The organism is Glycomyces halotolerans, assembly GCF_054779575.1.
This window is the reverse complement of sequence record NZ_BAAGXZ010000013.1, coordinates 108,798-122,570: the sequence shown is the minus strand read 5'-3', so window position 1 is coordinate 122,570 and position 13,773 is coordinate 108,798. Positions and strand designations below refer to the sequence as shown.

13 protein-coding genes are annotated in these 13,773 nt (G+C 70.7%); 12 read left to right on the top strand and 1 reads right to left on the bottom strand.

Translation table 11 applies throughout. The features are described 5' to 3' along the window. Positions 1–422 precede the first annotated feature (422 nt). Positions 423–1,193: an undecaprenyl diphosphate synthase family protein gene (locus ACYVL2_RS12740; protein WP_460543812.1), complete on the top strand. Its 771-nt coding sequence runs from the start codon at positions 423–425 to the stop codon at positions 1,191–1,193. Positions 1,194–1,205: 12 nt separating this feature from the next. Here the strand turns inward: ACYVL2_RS12740 and ACYVL2_RS12735 are convergent, their stop codons facing one another. Then, on the bottom strand, positions 1,206–2,000 hold the full coding sequence (locus ACYVL2_RS12735) for an ion transporter (protein ID WP_460543810.1): 795 nt from the start codon (positions 1,998–2,000) through the stop codon (positions 1,206–1,208). 123 nt (positions 2,001–2,123) lie between these two features. On the opposite strand from ACYVL2_RS12735, the gene ACYVL2_RS12730 reads away from it, so the two are divergent. The 11 genes from ACYVL2_RS12730 to ACYVL2_RS12680 all read left to right on the top strand — a co-directional run bounded on the left by ACYVL2_RS12730 (position 2,124) and on the right by ACYVL2_RS12680 (position 13,630). Continuing rightward, complete coding sequence (locus ACYVL2_RS12730; protein WP_460543808.1) at positions 2,124–3,146, top strand: permease; 1,023 nt, start codon at positions 2,124–2,126, stop codon at positions 3,144–3,146. Further along, positions 3,143–3,847: a TIGR03943 family putative permease subunit gene (locus tag ACYVL2_RS12725; protein WP_460543806.1), complete on the top strand. Its 705-nt coding sequence runs from the start codon at positions 3,143–3,145 to the stop codon at positions 3,845–3,847. Before ACYVL2_RS12730 ends, ACYVL2_RS12725 begins: the two co-directional genes overlap by 4 nt. 132 nt (positions 3,848–3,979) lie before the next feature. Continuing rightward, a complete protein-coding gene (locus tag ACYVL2_RS12720; RefSeq protein ID WP_460543805.1) occupies positions 3,980–4,990 on the top strand; it encodes a metal ABC transporter substrate-binding protein in 1,011 nt (336 codons plus the stop codon). 14 nt (positions 4,991–5,004) lie between these two features. Next, the gene (locus ACYVL2_RS12715) at positions 5,005–5,766 is read left to right on the top strand and encodes a metal ABC transporter ATP-binding protein (RefSeq protein WP_460543803.1); all 762 of its coding nucleotides are present in this window, start codon (positions 5,005–5,007) and stop codon (positions 5,764–5,766) included. Continuing rightward, positions 5,763–6,653, top strand: coding sequence for a metal ABC transporter permease (locus tag ACYVL2_RS12710; protein WP_460543801.1), 891 nt, complete (start codon positions 5,763–5,765; stop codon positions 6,651–6,653). Before ACYVL2_RS12715 ends, ACYVL2_RS12710 begins: the two co-directional genes overlap by 4 nt. A 63-nt stretch (positions 6,654–6,716) precedes the next feature. Further along, positions 6,717–7,031, top strand: a complete 315-nt coding sequence (locus ACYVL2_RS12705; RefSeq protein ID WP_460543799.1) for an ArsR/SmtB family transcription factor — start codon at positions 6,717–6,719, stop codon at positions 7,029–7,031. A 79-nt stretch (positions 7,032–7,110) separates the two neighbouring features. Continuing rightward, on the top strand, positions 7,111–7,494 hold the full coding sequence (locus ACYVL2_RS12700; RefSeq protein WP_460543820.1) for a Fur family transcriptional regulator: 384 nt from the start codon (positions 7,111–7,113) through the stop codon (positions 7,492–7,494). A gap of 10 nt (positions 7,495–7,504) precedes the next feature. After that, positions 7,505–7,864, top strand: coding sequence for an antibiotic biosynthesis monooxygenase (locus ACYVL2_RS12695; RefSeq protein ID WP_460543797.1), 360 nt, complete (start codon positions 7,505–7,507; stop codon positions 7,862–7,864). After that, positions 7,861–8,670: a hypothetical protein gene (locus ACYVL2_RS12690; RefSeq protein WP_460543795.1), complete on the top strand. Its 810-nt coding sequence runs from the start codon at positions 7,861–7,863 to the stop codon at positions 8,668–8,670. The genes ACYVL2_RS12695 and ACYVL2_RS12690 overlap by 4 nt, the downstream gene beginning before the upstream one ends. A gap of 177 nt (positions 8,671–8,847) precedes the next feature. Then, the gene (locus tag ACYVL2_RS12685; protein ID WP_460543793.1) at positions 8,848–10,650 is read left to right on the top strand and encodes an HSP90 family protein; all 1,803 of its coding nucleotides are present in this window, start codon (positions 8,848–8,850) and stop codon (positions 10,648–10,650) included. Between the two features lie 82 nt (positions 10,651–10,732). Further along, a complete protein-coding gene (locus ACYVL2_RS12680; RefSeq protein WP_460543791.1) occupies positions 10,733–13,630 on the top strand; it encodes a tetratricopeptide repeat protein in 2,898 nt (965 codons plus the stop codon). Positions 13,631–13,773 lie beyond the last annotated feature (143 nt).

The window sequence follows — 13,773 nt, the reverse complement described above, 5'->3', positions numbered from 1 at the left end:
GTCACTCTCAGGGTGCGAATGCTTTCATGTTCCGGACCCGGACCGGCTGCGGCCCAACCCCAACACCGATCGATGCTCCAAACAGGCCCCACCCCGAACCACCACCCCCGACACGGCCCTGACCATCCCCGAGACCCGGCCACGAAGACACGGCCCCGACAACCCCGCTACCTCGCTGTCGGCGCCGAGACACCCGCACCATGCACCATCCGCCACCCGAACACCGAACCCGACCCGCCCACACAGCCCGCTCACCGCCGCCGGATTGAAGTACGACCCCGAGGACCCCGCAGCCGCACGACCTCCCGCACGTCCCGCTTCCCCGTGGTCGCCGCCCGGTCGACGTCACGACGTTCCACGCTCCGGCTCCAACGTAGCCGTCGCGACTAGGATCGGTACCCGGCCGAAGTCTTGGAGGAACCGTGACCCGACAGTACGAGCCGCCCAAACCCCACCCGTCCGGCGCCAAGCCGCCGGAGCTGCCCAGGGAACTGGTCCCTCGGCACGTCGCCCTGGTCATGGACGGCAACGGGCGCTGGGCCAAGCAGCGCGGCCTCAAGCGCACCGAAGGCCACCAGATGGGCGAGTCGTCGCTGTTCGACACCATTGAAGGCGCGATCGAGATGGGCATAGAGACCGTGTCGGCCTACGCCTTCTCCACCGAGAACTGGCGCCGCAGCCCCGACGAGGTCCGCTGGCTCATGGGCTTCAACCGCGACGTGATCCACCGCCGCCGCGACGAGCTCAACGCGATGGGCGTCCGCATCCGCTGGGCCGGCCGCCGCCCCCGGCTCTGGAAGAGCGTCATCAGCGAGCTCGAGGTCGCCGAGGAGATGTCGAGGCGCAACGACAAGATCACCCTCCAGTTCTGCGTGAACTACGGCGGCCGGGCCGAGATCGCCGACGCCGCCGCCGCGCTGGCCCGGGACGTCAAGGCCGGGAAGCTCAACCCGGAGCGGATCACCGAGAAGACCTTCGCGAAGTACCTCTACAACCCGGACCTGCCCGATGTGGACCTGTTCCTGCGCCCCTCCGGGGAGCAGCGTACCTCGAACTTCCTGCCGTGGCAGTCGGCCTACGCCGAGATGGTCTACCTCGACGTCCTGTGGCCCGACTTCGACCGCCGCCACCTGTGGCAGGCCTGCGAGGTCTACGCCCGCCGCGACCGCAGGTTCGGCGGCGCCCAGGAGTGAGCGAGCGCCGCATCACCTGAACGGCGTGAACTCCCTGGCCCGCTCCCGGTCCTCCGCCAACTGGTCGACCGCCTTCTGCAGCTTCTCGATGCGGTCGAGCAGCAGCGCCGTGTCCGCCGAGACCCGACCGTCCTCGTCGTCGAGCCGCTGCGCCTCCTCCATCGACGCCAGCACGACACCGATGAGGACGTTCATCAGCAGGAACGCCGCGAACAGCACGAACACCACGAAGTACGGGAGCGTCCAGGGGTTCGCGTCCATGCCCTCCTGGATCGTCGACCCCAGATCGTCGAACGTGATGAGCTGGAACAGCACCAGCAGCGCCGATCCCACGGACCCGAACTTCTCGGGGACGTCGTCTTCGAACGCGATCCAGCCGATCATCGCCCACAGGTACATGACCACGCCGGTCAGCGCGAACACGCCCGCCGACCTCGGGATCGCCTTGCCCATCGCCACCAGGATGAGCTGCAGGCTCGGCAGCGACCTGACGATCCGCAGCACCCGCGCCAAGCGCAGCAGCCGCAGGATCGTCGCGTTCTCCCGCAGGCCCGGCACGAACGACAGCGCCACGATCGTGAAATCGAAGACGTTCCAGCCGCGCCGGAAGTACCGCCACGGCCGCCGTCCGAAGGAGGCCAGACCGATCGCCACTTCGAAGGCGAAGAACGCCAGGCACGCGTGGTCGATCCACAGCAGCGCCGGCCCTATCGCCGCGTTCGCCGTCTCGAAGGTCATGATGCCCAGCACCGTGCCGTTGACGACGATCACCGACATCGACAGCAGCTGGAAACGCTTGTGGAGCAACAGGGCACGACACCACTCGGACACGCGCCCACCGGGGCCGGGGGTTGGAGCGACTTGCACCGGTCCAGAGTAGTCAGCTCCGGCGCGCCGCGCGGCGCAGCCCGACCCCGGATCGGCGTCTCGATGCCGCAGAATGGGACGGTGAGCCAAGCCGTCGCCGAGCCCGACGCCACTGAGCGCGCCGCACCGGCCGCACGCCGTCGCCGACCGACCTCCATCGAGGTCCTCGCGCTCATCCTCCTCTTCGGGCTCGCCGTCCGCCCCGGTCTCGAGGCCCTGTTCTCCCACGAAGCGGCGCAGGCCTGGGTCGCGCGGTTCGTCGCCGTCATGGTGCAAGCGGCCCCGTTCCTGGTCGGCGGCACGGCCCTGGCCGCCGCGATCGCCGCCTTCGTGCCCGCCGACCTCCTGGGCCGCGCCGTCCCCAAGCGCACCGCGGTCGCCGTTCCCGTCGCCGGACTCTCCGGCGCGGTGCTGCCCGGCTGCGAGTGCGCCTCGGTGCCGGTCGCCGGAGCGCTGGTGCGTCGCGGCGTCGCTCCGGCCGCCGCCTTCACCTTCATGCTCGCCTCGCCGGCGATCAACCCGATCGTGGTCGTCTCGACGTTCGTCGCCTTCCCCGGACAGCCCGAAATGGTCGCCGCCCGGTTCAGCGCCTCGCTCGCCGCCGCGATCGCCATCGGCTGGCTGTGGGCCAGGCTCGGCAAGACCGAGTGGCTCCGCCTGCCGGTCCACCGCCACCACGAGGGCGGCAAATGGGCCGCCTTCTGGTCGGGTCTGCGCGGCGACTTCGTCCAAGCCGGCGGCTACCTCGTCATCGGAGCTGCCATCGCCGCCACGCTCAACACGCTCGTGCCCGAGACCTGGCTGGCCGTGGTCGCCGACCATCCCGTACTCGGCGTCCTGGCACTGGCCGCGCTGGCGGTGCTGGTGTCGATCTGCTCGGAGTCGGACGCGTTCGTGGCCGCCTCGCTGACCCAGTTCTCGCCGACGGCGAAGCTGGCGTTCATGGTCGTCGGCCCGTTCGTGGACGTCAAACTCGCCGCCATGCACGCGGGCACGTTCGGCCGCCGCTTCGCCGTGCGCTTCACGCCGGCCGCGTTCTGCGTCGCGCTCGCCTCGGCCGTCGTGATGGCGGTGGTCTGGCTGTGAGGCGCGACGCGCAGGCGGTGGTCCTGCTCCTGTTCGGCGGCGGCCTGATCCGCCTGGCGCTCACCGGCGACTACCTCGACTACGTCAAGCCGTACGCGTTCTGGCTGGTGCTGCCCGCCGGGATCATCCTGGTCGCGGTCGCGGCGGTCACCGCCTTCTCGGCCTGGACCGACCGAGGCGAGGGCCGCTCCGACTGCCACGACGAGCCGAGGATCGCCTGGCTGCTGCTGGCACCGGTGGCCGGGATGCTGCTGGTGGCCCCCGGCGCGATGGGCTCGTATGAAGCCGAGCGCACCGGCTCCGCGGTCGGATCCGAGGAGCAGCGCTCGGTCTACCCCGAATTGCCCGAGGACGTCGACCCGGTGCCGATCACCTTGCTCGACTACGCCGCCAGGGCCGTCTACGACGACGGCCGGACCCTGGAGGGCCGCCGCCTCCAGTTGACCGGCTTCATCCTCTACGGCGACGGCGAACCGCGGCTGGCCCGCATGGTCGTCTCCTGCTGCGCCGCCGACGCCCGGCCGGTGAAGATCGGTCTCGACGGCGAGATCCCGGCCGACCTGGAGGCCGACCAATGGGTGGAAGTCGTGGGCGTCTATACGACGAAGGAAGGCACGGACGAGGTCAACGGCGCGGTCGTCCCGTACATCGAGGCCGAGTCGGTCACCTGGATCGCCGCCCCCGACAACGAATATCAGTGACGCCGATCATGCGCGCCGAGTCCCGTCGGAGACCCGACCGCAGCGTTCACCCAGCTAGTGACGGGTTTGCGACACGACGGAGCCACACATTAGCTGTTGACAATGATTGTCATGACGGGGCAGGCTTCCAGCATGCGCCGAATTTCGCTCACACTCCCCATCGCCGGAGTCCTCGCCGCCGGGGCCCTGGCCGCCTGCGGCGAGGACTCCGCCTCCGCCGACGGCCGGATCGACGTGGTCGCGGCCTTCTACCCCCTGGCCTTCGCCGCCGAGCGGGTCGGCGGCGACGACGTCGCGGTCGCCAACCTGACCCCGGCCGGCGGCGAGCCCCACGACCTCGAACTCTCTCCCAGTGACATCGCCGCCATCGAAGAGGCCGACTACGTCGTCTACTTCGAGGGCTTCATCCCCGCCCTCGACGACGCGATCGCCGAATACGCCTCCGACAAGGCCCTCGACGTCAGCGCCACGGTCGACCTCATCGACTACGACGAGACCGAGGCCCTCGAAGACGACCACGGCCACGATGACCACGCCGAAGAGGGCCACGACGACGACCACGCCGAAGAGGATCACGCCGAAGACGAAGCCGGCCACGACCACGGCGCCGCCGAAGGCGCCGATCCGCACATCTGGCTCGACCCCACCCGCTACTCGCAGGTCGCCGAAGCCATCGCAGAAGGACTGTCCGAAGTCGACCCCGGCAGCGCCGAGAACTACACCGCCGGAGCCGAAGCCTTCACCGCCGACCTGACCGAACTCGACCAGGAGTTCACCGAAGGCCTGGCCGACCGCGCCTCCGACGACATCGTCACCTCCCACGCCGCCTTCGGCTACCTCGCCGACCGCTACGGCCTCAACCAGGTCGCCATCTCCGGCCTCAGCCCCGACCAGGAGGCCGGATCCCAGCGCATGGCCGAAGTCGCCGAATTCGTCGAAGCGAACGAGGTCACCACGATCTTCTTCGAGACCCTCGTCTCCTCCGACGTCGCCGACGCCGTCGCCGCCGAGACCGGCGCGCGGACCGCCACACTCGACCCGATCGAGGGACTCACCGCCGAACAGAGCGAGGCCGGCGACGACTACTTCACGATCATGCGCGAGAACCTGGCCGCGTTGCAGGCCGCGCTCGGCACCGCCTAAGCGAGAATGAACCGATGCCCGTCATAGCAACCCGCGGCACGACCGTCTCATACGGCGGTCGTGCCGCCGTGCGCGGCGTCGACCTCGCCGTCGAACCCGGCGAGGCCGTGGCCCTCATGGGAGCCAACGGATCCGGCAAATCCACCCTCGTCAAGGCGATCGTCGGTCTCGTCCCGACCGCCGGCGGCGACATCGAACTGTTCGGTGTGCCCCGCCGCCGATTCCGCGACTGGAAACGCGTCGGCTACGTCCCCCAGCGCACCGGCGCCAGCTCCGGCGTCCCCGCCACCGCCGCCGAAGTCGTCGCCCAGGGCCGCCTCACCCACCGCCTCCTCGGTCTGCCCGCACGACGCGCCGACCGCGAAGCGATCGCCCAGAGCCTGGCCGAAGTCGGCCTCGCCGACCACGCCCAGTGCGCGGTCGACACGCTCTCCGGCGGCCAGCAGCAGCGAGTCCTCATCGCCCGCGCCCTCGCCACCGAACCCGACGTGCTCATCATGGACGAACCGACCGTCGGCGTCGACGCCGAGACCCAATCCGCCCTCGCCGCGGTCGTCGCCGACCGCATCGACGCCGGCTGCGCGGTCCTCCTAGTCACCCACGAACTCGGGCCCCTGACCGACCGACTCGACCGCGCGGTCGTCCTCGCCGACGGCCGCGTCGTCCACGACGGAGCGCCCCCGCGCCCCATCGGCGAACACGCCGACCCCCGCCACGACCACGCGCACCCGCACGCCAACGGGGAAGCCACCGACGACTTCTGGACAGGCAAATGAACCTGGACCCGTCCATCCTCGAATACGAGTTCATGCAGCGCGCCCTCATCAGCGCGCTCGCCGTCGGCCTCTGCGCCCCCGCAGTCGGCGTCTTCCTCGTCCAGAAACGCCTGGCGCTCATCGGCGACGGACTCGGACACATCGCCCTCACCGGCGTCGCCGTCGGATTCCTCACCTCGACCTCGCCGATGTGGACCACCCTCGCCACCACCGTCGCCGCCGCCGTCGTCATGGAACTGCTCCGCAGCCACTCCAAGACCTCCGGCGACGTCGCGCTGGCCATGATGTTCTACGGCGGCATCGCCGGCGGCGTCTACCTCACCGGCATCGCCTCCGACAAGGGCGTCGCCAACCTCCAGCAGTACCTCTTCGGGTCCCTGCTCACCGCCGGCTGGACCGAAGTCTGGACCATCGTCGCCGGCGGCGCCGCCGTCGCCGGCCTCATGCTCGTGCTCCGCCCCTGGATGTCGGCCATATGCGCCGACGAGCAGTACGCCCGCGTCGCCGGACTCCCCGTCGGCGCGCTCAACCTCCTGCTCCTGATGACCACCGCCGTCACCGTCTCGGTGTCCATGCGGGCGGTCGGCCTGCTCCTGGTCAGCGCCCTGCTCGTCATCCCCGTGGTCACCGTCCAGCAGTTCACCCGCTCCTTCCGCGCCACCATGCTCGGCGCCATGGCCGCCGGCCTCCTCATCGCCGGCGCCGGCGTGACCGCCTCGGCGGTCCAGGACGTCCCGCCCGGCGCCACCATCGTGCTCATCGGCGTCGCCTGCTTCGTCGTCACCGCCGCCGCGGCCGCCGCCACCCGCCGCATCCGCCGCACCTGGCGCGGCCACCTGCCGCCCGAAGGCGAGCCGCTCGAGGTCGAACTGCCCGGAAGGGGATGAGCCCGAATGCGGCGAACGGCACCTGGGCAGGTGGAAACCCGGAAGACGCGATATTTTTGCCAAGTGCGGACAGAAACCGAGCTTGCCGAGTCCACGCCCGCCGGCTACGAGTCGGCGGGGGAACTGCTGCGGGCGCTCGCCGCGCCGCTGCGCATCGCCATCGTGATGGAACTGGCCGACGGACCCAAGTTCGTCCACCAGATCGTCGAGACCCTCGGCGTGACGCAACCGCTGGTCTCGCAGCATCTGCGGGTCCTCCGAGGCGCGGGCGTCGTCCGCGGCGCCCGGTCGGGACGCGAGATCTCGTACAGTCTCATCGACGACCACATCGCCCACATCGTCACCGACGCCGTCAACCACGCCCGCGAAGAGCGGTAGGCTCGGGGGCCGCCCGACCCCGAACGTCAACCACGCACGAGAGGAACGCCAAGTGGCAGCCAAGCCGCCGGCCGAGAACATGGCGCGGTCCACCAAGCAGCGGACCGCGATCCTCGAGCTGCTCGAGGCCGACGACGCCTTCCGCAGCGCCCAGGACCTCCACGCGATCCTCCGCGAGAGCGGCTCCAAGATCGGGCTGACCACCGTCTACCGCACCCTCCAGGCCTTCGCCGACGCCGGCGTGGTCGACGTCATGCGCCTGCCCGGAGGCGACCACCTCTACCGGCTCTGCGCCGCCGAGGAGCACCACCACCACCTCGTGTGCCGCAACTGCGGCAGGACCGTCGAAGTCGCCGGCCCGACCGTCGAGCGCTGGGCCGGCAAGGTCGCCGCCGAGCACGGCTTCACCGAGGTCGGACACACGCTCGAACTCCACGGGCTCTGCGCCCCGTGCTCGAAGTAGGGTTAGGACGATGCTGGTTCTGTATCGTTTCGCCGTATCCGAGCGGGAAACGGAAGATTTCGCCAGGGACGCCGAGACCGCGCTGGCCGCGCTCGCCTCCTGCGACGGCTACCTCCGCGGCGGCCTGTGCCGGGCGGTCGACGAGGACGCGACCTGGCTGCTGTGGTCGGAGTGGAGCGGCGTGGGCGCCTACCGCCGCTCGCTGTCGAACTACCAGGTGAAGATGTCGACGCCGCTGCTGTCGCGGGCGCTGCCCGAAGCCTCGGGCTTCGAGGTGCTCGCCGAGTGCGCCCCCGGCGGCGAACCGGTCGCCTCCGGCTCGGACCGCTCGGAAGACCCGGAGCGGGCCCGACGGGAGGCCGCCCAATGAGCGACCGCACCGAACGTCCCGGACCGCCGGCGCCGGTCGCCGAAGACCGCTCCGGCGAGCAGCCGATCGTCGCCGAGCCGCGCGAGCCCGAACCGCCGCTCGAGTCGGTCCCGGTCGCGCCGGTCCAGATCGCGCCCGAGCCCGGCGCCGCGCCCGTGGCCGCCGTGCCGGAGGCCTCGAGCTCCGAGCCCGAACCTCCCCGGCGCGAAGAGGACACCGCACCGTCAGACGAATTGAGCTCCAAGTCCTCCGAGGAGGAGCCCCCGCACACCGACGACACGCTCGGCCTGCCGCCGGCCGTCGCCGTCGACCCCCCGAATTCGACGCCGTCGGAGGACCGGTCGGGTCTGCAGGGCATACCGGTGCCGTTCGCGACGCCGCCGACCGAACGCAACAGCGGCAGGTTCGCGACCGCTCTCACGCTCGGCATCGTGGGCGGCGTGGTCCTGGTGATCGGTGTCGGTGTCGCGTTCTTCGCGGCGGCGACCATCTTCGCGAACTCCTATCTCGACAAGATCGAGGCCACCGCCGAGGAGTTCATGGCCGACATCTCCGAGGAGCGGTGGGAGGAGGCGCACGCCGGGCTGTGCCCGGACCTGCGCGAGGACCCGGTGGACCGCTACATCGACGAGTGGAGCGAGTGGGACGCCGACGACGCGGAGGTCCTGACCGTCCGCGACCGGCCCGACGGCATCCACGTGCCGGTCCGCCTCGGCGACGGATCTACTGTGGAACTGCTCATGACCGTCGACGAGGACGCCCAGAGCCTCGAGACCTCCGTCTGCGGCTGGGAGCGGACCGACTGAGGTCGCGGACGCGCCGGCGGGGACGCGGCGACCGCGGGAGCGGGAAGGTCACCGCTTCTCCTCACGTGCAGCGCGATTCGCAGCGGTCGGGCCGGCGGATATCGACAAGGCTTCCGGCATGCGCGGGTTTGCTAGTCTGACTGACGCCAAGGACCTCCGAGCGAAGCAGGACGCACCGTGTCTGAGATACCGCCTACTTCCCACACGTTCCAAGTGGATCTGCGCGGCCTGGTGGACCTGCTGTCGCACCACCTGTACTCCTCGCCTCGGGTGTACGTCCGCGAGCTGCTCCAGAACGCCGTGGACGCGGTAACCGCCCGGCGCGCCTTCGAACCGGACGCGCCCGCCGACGTCCGGATCGAGTCCGACGGCACCCGGCTCACCATCTCCGATCCCGGGGTGGGCCTTACCGTTTCCGAAGTCCACAAACTGCTCGCCACCATCGGCGGATCGTCCAAACGCGACGAAGAGATCGAGGGCGCCCGCCGGGACTTCCTCGGCCAGTTCGGCATCGGCCTGCTCGCCTGTTTCACCGTCGCCTCGGTCATCACGGTGACCTCCCGCTCGGCCAGGGAACCCGACGCGCCCGCGGTGCGCTGGTCGGCTCGCGACGACGGCTCCTACACCGTCGACGAGCTGCCCGCCGCCGACAAGCTCGAGTCCGGCACCACCGTGGAGCTCGTCGCCCGGCCCGGCGAGGAATGGCTGGCCCCGCACAAGGTCGCCGAACTGGCCCGCGAGTACGGATCGCTGCTGCCGGTCGACATCACCGTGCACGGCGCCGACGCGCCGGTCACGGTGACCGACACGCCGCCGCTGTGGGAGCGCCGGTGGCCCACGGCCACGGCCCGCCGCGTCGCGCTCAACGGCTACTGCGAGCAGGTCCTCGGCTTCTCACCGCTCGACGTCATCGACCTGGACGTGCCACTGGCCGGGATCAAGGGCGCCGCGTTCGTGCTGCCGCACGCGACCTCGCCGTCGGCGCGCCCGGCCCACCGCGTCCACCTCAAGCGCATGCTGCTGACCGACACCGCCGACAACCTGGTCCCCGATTGGGCCTTCTTCGTGCGCTGCGCGGTCGACACCGACGCGCTGCGCCCCACCGCCAGCCGCGAGTCGCTCTACGACGACGAGGCGCTCGCCGTCGCCCGGGAGGCGATCGGCGCGCAGATCCGCGACTGGCTCGCCCAGATGGCCTCGACCGACCCCACCCGCCTGGAGGCGTTCCTGGCCGTCCACGAACTCGGCGTCAAAGCCCTGGCCCGCCACGACGCCGAACTGCTGGAAGTCATGCTGCCCTGGCTGCGTTTCGAGACCACCGACGGCGCCTCGAGCCTGGTCGACTTCGCCCGCGCCCACCGGCCGGTCTACCTGGCCGCCACCGTCGACGAGTACCGCCAGGTCGCCCAGATCGCCGCCGCCCAAGGCATCGGCGTGGTCAACGGCGGCTACACCTACGACACCGAGCTCGTCCAGGCCCTGCCGAGACTCGACCCCGAGATCAAGGTCGAGCCGCTCCAGCCGGGCGTCATCTCCGCGAACCTCGACCCGCTGCCGGTGGAGACCGAACTGGCGCTCCAGTCGTTCCTCGCCGCCGCCCGCGCCCGCCTCGACGGCGTCGACACCGACGTGGTCCTGCGCGAGTTCAACCCCGTCTCGGTCCCGGCCCTGCTGCTCGACGACCGCGAGGCCCGCCGCGAGCGCCAGCGCGCCGACGCCGAAGCCGAGGCCGACGACCTGTGGGGCGGCATCCTCGCCTCCATCAAGCAGACCGGCGCGCGCGCCCAGCTCGTGCTGAACTTCCGCAACCCGACCGTGCGCCGCGTCAGCGCCATCGCCGACCCCGAGCTGGCCGGCACCGCCGTCGAGTCGCTCTACGGTCAGTCTCTGCTGATGAGCCACCGGCCCCTGCGCGCGGTCGACACCGCCCTGCTGAATCGTTCGTTCATGAACCTGTTGGAACACCTGACCAGGGAATAAGGGCCCTTCATGCGACCACCGGAGCCTCTCGGGAAGAGAGGCTCCTTCATGAACCTACCGGAACACATCACAAAGGACGAACATGGTCACTCCCGACCCCGACGAGATCTGGCGACTGCTCAACGAGGCCCGCTTCGAAGAGGCGAGCGAGGCGAAGGTCGCGGCGCTCGAACGGGCGGTGGAGGCGGCCGACGCCGTAGGGGAGCCGGAACTGGTCAACTACGCCCTCAACGGCCTGGTCGACGCCTACGAGTTCTCCCGCGACTCCACCCGGATCCTCGTCCCGTTCGCCCGGCTCCTGCGCAATTTCGACTCCCGGCCCGAGCACTTCGACGCCTACCTCACCAGGTCCCTGTACTGGACCTTCAAATGGATCGTCGACCAGATGATCGAGCGGCCCGACGTGCCCCTCGAATCGATCGAGCACTGGCTCTCGGAGATGCGCCGCCGCTACGCCGAGGCCGGATACTCCATGCACGCCGTCCACGCCTACGAAATGGAACTGGCCTTCCGCATCGGCGACTACGACCGCGTCGCCGCCGCCATCGAAGCCCTCGGCGAAGCCGAGGAGGACGAGATGAGCGACTGCACCGCCTGCCAGTACACCTCCCTGGCCACCATCGTCTTCCACGCCGAAGAGGACAGCGCCGAAGTCACCATGGAACTGCTCGAACCCGTCCTGGCCGGCGAGTACGCCTGCGCCCACGAGCCCCACTACGCCCTGGCGCTGTCACTGCTCCCGCTGGTCGAACTCGCCCGCCCCGCCGAAGCGCGGGCCAACCACTTGCGCGGCTACATGATGTGCCGGGGCAAGGAGGACATGGTCCGCATGATCGCCCTCCACGTCCAGTTCTGCGCCCTCACCGGCAACGAGGCCCGCGCCGTCGAGATCCTCGCCGAACACGCCCGCTTCTTCGAACTCGACCTCGCCGTCCGCGAACGCCAGAGCCTGCTCGAAGTCACCGTCCTGGCCTGCAGGCGCCTCACCGCCCTCGGCTTCGCAGACACCGAGATCCGCGGCCCCGGCGACCGCCAGTGGACCGCCGCCGACCTCCACGACTGGGCCGAGACCCAGCGCCGGGACATCGTCGCCGAATTCGACGCCCGCAACGGCAGCGACCACCACTCCAAGCGTTCCCGGGCCGTCGCCGAAGCCATCCCCTACCGCGAACCGGTCCAACTGGGACTCAAAGCGATCCGCAAGAAGGCGCCCGCCGCGCCCCCGGCCGCCGACACCGTCGAGAGCCTCGACCTCGACAAGGCCATCGACGCCGCCTACGCCGCCTACGACAGCTGCTCGGCCGACACCTGGAAGACCTGGCTGCGCGTCGGCGCCATCGCCGACTCCCTCGGCATCGAACTCATCGCCGAGCACCGCGCCGAGATCGCCCACGCCGAAGCCGCCGAAGCCGACGACCCCGACACGATCCTGCGAGGACTCGCCCGCGCCTCCGAACTGTTCAACGTCGCCTCTCAGCCCGGACGCGCCCTCGTCGCCGACGCCTTCGCCCTCATGCACCTGGCCGAACGCGAACCCGACCGGATCCGCGACGGCGCAGCCCGCATCGTCGACACCGCCCACGTCCTCCGCTCCGAACAGCGCATCGACGACCGCAGCTTCAACACCAGCCAGGTGCTCTGTCTCCGAGCCGAGTACATCGCCGCCGGCGACGATCCCGCCCGCATCCCCGCCGACCTCGACGAACGCGCCGCCGACCTCGACGAGCGGCTGAGCCGGCTCCCCGGGGTCCGCTGGGCCGTCATCCGCCGCTGCGACCTCGCCGACCTGCGCGCCCGTCTCACCTGCGAGACCGAGAGCAAGACCGCGCTGCTGCGCGCCGGCCTCGCCCTCGCCAGGACCGCCGAAGCCGACTGGGCCGTCGCCCGCGCCAACGCCGACCTGGCCGACCAGATCGCCCTCACCGGCGAATTCGAGGCCGCCCTCGAGGCCACCCGCGAAGGCATCGCCGCCCTCGGCCCCGAACCCGGCCGCGGCATCGCCGCCAAACTCCACCTCCAGGCCGCCGAGTTCTCCATGCGCCTGGGCGACCACCCCGCCACCTACGAGCACGCCCTCCAAGCCTCGGTGCACTGCGACGCCGCAGGCATGACCGTCCCCGCCGCCATCGCCCGCCACCTCATGGGCGTCGCCCTGGTCGAGCAGGACCGTCGCGCCGAAGCAGTCCCCGTCCTCGAAGCCGCGCTCACCGACCTGCCCGAGTCCGAGGTCTGGCGGGAGTGCAACATCCGGTTCAACCTCGCCGAGTCCTACGACAAGCTCGACGACACCCGGCAGGCCGTCGAACACGGGCTCGCCGCGCTGGCGCTCATGGAAGCCGCCGAGGACGACTACACCGCCCGCCTCTACGCCGACACGCTCTTCCTCACCGGAGAGCTGCTCGAGAAGCTCGGCGAGCACGACCACGCGCTCGAGGTCTACACGCGTGCCGCCGAGGCCGCCGAAGCGCTCGGCGACCTCACCTCCTGGACCCGGGTCAGCCGCGCCCGCGTCTGGCTCCTCCGCTCGGTCTCCGGCGACGCCGCGTTCGGCGAGGGACTGCAGACTATGGCCCAGCTCGCCGCCCGGCTGCAAGCCGTCCGCTCCGACCCCGACGCCCCCGGACCGGTCAAGGAGACCTGCCGGTTCGAACTCGGCGAGACCTTCCGCCAGCACGCCCAGCTCACCTTCCAGTTCCTCGAGAGCCAGGCCGGCGAGGCGGGCCTGCGGCGCGAGGAGGCCGAGCCGGTGCTCGACCTGCAGCGGCGGGCGCTGGCGGTGTTCCGGGACGGGCGGCTGATGCTGGAGCGGGCGAGCTTGACCGCGCACCAGACGATGTGGCTGCTGTCGGAGCTCGGCGACGTGCCCGGAGCGGTGGCGGTGGGAGAGGACGCGCTGTCCTGGCTGGCCGGGCCGGAGCACACCGAGGCCCGCGAGGGGTTCGAGCAGCATCTGGCGGATCTGCGCCAAGGGGGCCGGTAGTCACCTGCCCGTCCCGAGGTAGGCTTGCTCAGCGGTGACCGCAGCGGTTCTTGCCCGTTGCGAACCGGTTTGACCGGTCACCGACATTCGAACAGTATCTGTTCTGAGAACTTTTTCGCAGTCTCACCGACCGCCAGCCGGAT

Excerpts from the sequence above, each read along its gene's own strand:
- ACYVL2_RS12690 (WP_460543795.1), top strand. The coding sequence starts at position 7,861 with ATGAGCGACCGCACCGAACGTCCCGGACCGCCGGCGCCGGTCGCCGAA.
- ACYVL2_RS12680 (WP_460543791.1), top strand. The coding sequence starts at position 10,733 with ATGGTCACTCCCGACCCCGACGAGATCTGGCGACTGCTCAACGAGGCC.
- ACYVL2_RS12700 (WP_460543820.1), top strand. The coding sequence starts at position 7,111 with ATGGCGCGGTCCACCAAGCAGCGGACCGCGATCCTCGAGCTGCTCGAG.
- ACYVL2_RS12695 (WP_460543797.1), top strand. The coding sequence starts at position 7,505 with ATGCTGGTTCTGTATCGTTTCGCCGTATCCGAGCGGGAAACGGAAGAT.
- ACYVL2_RS12730 (WP_460543808.1), top strand. The coding sequence starts at position 2,124 with ATGCCGCAGAATGGGACGGTGAGCCAAGCCGTCGCCGAGCCCGACGCC.
- ACYVL2_RS12720 (WP_460543805.1), top strand. The coding sequence starts at position 3,980 with ATGCGCCGAATTTCGCTCACACTCCCCATCGCCGGAGTCCTCGCCGCC.
- ACYVL2_RS12715 (WP_460543803.1), top strand. The coding sequence starts at position 5,005 with ATGCCCGTCATAGCAACCCGCGGCACGACCGTCTCATACGGCGGTCGT.
- ACYVL2_RS12710 (WP_460543801.1), top strand. The coding sequence starts at position 5,763 with ATGAACCTGGACCCGTCCATCCTCGAATACGAGTTCATGCAGCGCGCC.